The sequence below is a fragment of the Roseateles sp. P5_E11 genome, assembly GCF_054049355.1.
On record NZ_JBFUMO010000579.1, the window covers coordinates 1 to 3,597 of the forward strand.

At 58.2% G+C, this 3,597-nt stretch carries 4 protein-coding genes; 2 read left to right on the plus strand and 2 right to left on the minus strand.

What is annotated here, in order from left to right; translation table 11 throughout:
* On the plus strand, window positions 1-431 hold a 431-nt coding region (locus ACXJKR_RS27280), incomplete at its 5' end, for a PEP-CTERM sorting domain-containing protein (RefSeq protein WP_457325492.1).
* A 41-nt stretch (window positions 432-472) separates the two neighbouring features.
* On the opposite strand, the gene ACXJKR_RS27285 is transcribed toward ACXJKR_RS27280, so the two are convergent.
* Both ACXJKR_RS27285 and ACXJKR_RS27290 read right to left on the minus strand, forming a co-directional pair.
* Window positions 473-1,147, minus strand: a complete 675-nt coding sequence (locus ACXJKR_RS27285; RefSeq protein WP_457325493.1) for a hypothetical protein — start codon at window positions 1,145-1,147, stop codon at window positions 473-475.
* 386 nt (window positions 1,148-1,533) lie between these two features.
* Complete coding sequence (locus tag ACXJKR_RS27290; RefSeq protein WP_457325494.1) at window positions 1,534-2,160, minus strand: hypothetical protein; 627 nt, start codon at window positions 2,158-2,160, stop codon at window positions 1,534-1,536.
* A 506-nt stretch (window positions 2,161-2,666) separates the two neighbouring features.
* Between ACXJKR_RS27290 and ACXJKR_RS27295 the strand changes: the two genes are divergently transcribed.
* Window positions 2,667-3,597, plus strand: a 931-nt coding sequence (locus ACXJKR_RS27295) for a hypothetical protein (protein WP_457325495.1), incomplete at its 3' end; no start/stop codon positions are given.

Here is a 3,597-nt window from a genome sequence, read left to right on the forward strand (position 1 = left end):
CCATTGGCGTCGAGTTGCGCAACATGAACAAGTCTCGGCCGGGAAGCCTTGTCTCTCTGAGCTTGTACGAGGGCGAGGGCAGCGGCGGCACATTGCTCGCATCCAGCAGCGTGGATGTGCGGGCCCTTCTTGGTGACGCCGGTGGCGCGGCGCTGGTGGACTTCAACCTTGGAGCCGTCAAGTTGCAGCCAGGGCAAACCTATTCCTTTCAGCTCACTGCATCGGACGAACGCTTCGGGGTGTCCTACTACTCCGTAGTCGGCGAAGACGCTTATCCAGGCGGTCACATGTTCAACGCCTTCGAAAGCGAGCCTCTAGGCGACCTGACGTTCAACGTCACCGCAGTTCCGGAGCCGGGCATCGCGGCGCTGCTGCTGATCGGCGGCGGCTGGCTTGCTGGTGTGCGGCTGCGCGCGGGGCGGCGCCGCTGATACGTGCATGCAGAGCCGGAGTGCGAACTGCCCCGCGTCTCTCACGCGCGCCTTCGACGCTGACCAACGATTCCGATCACGCCTAGCCCCATGGCCAACATAGGCCAGGTTTGCAACTCGGGGACAGGCGAACTAACGGCAAAGCGCACGTGTGCTCCTACTAGTTTGTCCGATTCTGCGGTCATACAAGTGAATGCTTGGCAGTTTGAATCTGGCGACGGTGTGAGCACATGCCCTGGAGAAAACGTATAGCTACCGGTAATGCGGATTTCATGACTACTTTCTGTTGATAAATTGATTTGACGGCCATCGTCCCACCCAACAGCGCCGGCGCCAGACAATTTGTAGTTAATCTTTTGAAGAAAGGTTCCAGACGTAACATCAAAAATATCGAGTTGATAGTCGACGCTCCAATATGAGAATCGAAGTTGTATATCTTTCGGTTCAACAACCGAGAGGCCCGTCTCAATCAAAAGGGTGTAACGCTTGTCTGTCGGGTCCGCCGATTGAAAATAATTGCTCTCAATCGTGAAGGTGCCCATGTGGTGAGTGTCGGTTGCAAAATTTACGCCCCCAATTGGCCCCGCGCTGTAGCTGCTCACATAATCCAGATTGGTCGAATATTCGATCTCAAAGCCGTCGCCTGTCACTGTGGCGGCATTCGAAGCGAACGCGAAAACGGCTGCACAGACTGCCGTAATTAGCTTGTTAATCATTTGATATTCCATAGTTTGTATGCAACGCGGAATGCAGTTGCGCGGCTATTGGGCATGCATTCGCAGCTCACAAGCAATCCCTTGCTCTCAAGGGGAGGAACTTCGCTGTTCCGCCAAAACCCGAAGGGCGAGGCCGGAGTCTGGGCCTGCATGGCTCGCAGCCAACAGGCCACCGCGCCTGCGGTGAATTCGGTTGTCGCGGTAATCGAGCGCGACGCACTGAACAAGCCTGACGAGATGGACCGGCCGACCTCACGATGCGGGGCGTCGTTGGTCCAAGGGAACCATTCGGGAGGTGCGCCGCCGGTCGCCACAGTTCGGCAAAGAAAGAGCCCCCACAGGCCTTCGCATGTGAGGCTTTGATTTGGCTCCCCGTTCACTCGTGATCAGCAGTCCAACCCGCGGCGATCTCGGCGCCTCATGAATTGCACGCCCGCCACTGAAGCCAGGCCCAGTAGCAGAAGCTGGTAGGAAGCAAGCTCCGGCACCGTCGAGACACCGAAATAGAGATCCGTCGCCGAAGGCGTGCCGAGCAGGATGGCGCTGCCGCCAGCGTAATTCCCTTCATTCGACCAGTAGACGCCGTACCGCGCGGACGCCGCACTGACTTCAAAGCTGTACGGCTGGCCACTCTGCACCGCGACGTTGCCGACGTTGAACTCGATGAGCCCTACCCAGCCTTGCAACGTGCCGATGCGCGAGTCGACGTTGACCGTTGAACTCCCCAGCACGGGGCCATTGAAACCTTCTCCGGCATACAGATTCAGGGTCAGCGTCTTGTCCTGCRCCAGCTGGGAGTCAATGTTCATGTTGATCACCCATAGCGAGATGGATCCGACGCTCGACAGCGTGGGCGTAAACGACTGGCCGAACGGCTGGAAAGCCGCGATCTGGATCTGCCCCACCAAGGTATTCGGCGGGAGCAGCGGGATGGAGGCATCTCTTTCGGCATACGCCGGAGCCATGACTGCCACCGTCGAAACGGCAAGGAGGAATTTCTTCAAGGCGGCCATGTCAATCTCCGAATTAAAGGCGAACCGGCAGAAGCCGCCGGCGCGACAGCAAGGCCCGTGCGCCCAGCGTGCCGAGCAGCCAGGGGTCGGCTCAGGGATGGGGTAACCGTCAGCTCGAACGTGACCTTATTGCTGTGCAAAGGATAGTGGCCGCCAAGATTGACGCCCTCCCTAATGTGGCGCGCGTGTGGCCGCTTGGCTGGCCCTTTGTCTCAGTGGCAGCTCTCGCGGCACCTGTGCCAGTTCGTGGGCGTTTGGCTGGCGGTCGGCGTCTGCGAGAAGACAGGCTTGCGCGAGGGCTGACATCGACGCCAAGAAAGAAGCCCCATCCGCTTGCACGAATGAGGCTTGATTTGGCTCCCCGACCTGGGCTCGAACCAGGGACCTACGGACTAACAGGTGTATGTCCGACCTGTGCACGTTACGAACCAGAATTCGCGCTTCTGCGATACCCTGAGCGAGCCATGAAAGAAGAGTCTGTGAGCGCGATAGACGAGGAGCGTCTCATGCAGCTCATTGCCGACGTGCGAACGAAAGGGGAGGGGCACTTGAAATCGCCGGAGGGAGCTGCGTTGCTGGACCACATGAGTCGCGAGAGCGCGCTTGCGAAGTTTGATGACAACCACATGGTCTACGCCGGCGGCTCCGTTTGTTCGGCCCACATGAATGTGCTGGCCGACTGGTTGCTCGAGTATTCATCCGCCAGAGGGGTGGAGCCCCCGGTACGCAGGTTGGGCGAATTCCTGCGATCCAGCGATGTCGCCGCTATTCAGGTCGCCTTGCTGGCCGGGGTGCGGTTCAGCGAGCCGTTTTGTGTTACCGATTCACTCACGCTGGTTCCCATCGAAATGTTGAATCGCGGAGGCATYCGCCAATGGATGGACAGTGCTACCTTTAACCCACCCACCGGTCACTGGGACATGCTGTTGTCAAAGCAGTTTTGTCCGTCAGCTGCAGTAGTGAAGAACTTCAGAATGCCCTGTGGAATGACTCCGAGAGATGAGTATTTCACGCCTCTCGATAATCCACCTTCACTCGACTGCGAGCCGCGCGCTATCAAGGTGCTAAGCACATTGCTCACCGTGGTTGGACCGTCTGTAAACCAGCTGCTCACGGTGTGGTCGGAGCCTGATGAAGATGTTCCGGGACTTTTTGGCTTTGGAGGTGCTTACCCGCATTTGCTGTCGTCTTGGGAGCAAGGAGGGGAGACGCGAACGCTATCAGCTGAAGATTTGGCCGTGCTTCCGGATCTCTATAAACGCTTTGTGGCGTTGCCCGCCTCGTTTCAATCGGCGCTGACTATTGCTCTTGAGCGCCTCAATTCGTCGTTGCGGCGCCGCCAGCCTGTCGACCAGGCTATTGATCTTGGCATCGCGATGGAAACGCTGCTTCTTGATGGCAAGTCTCAGGATGGCATTGCGCTCCCGTTTCGGCTAA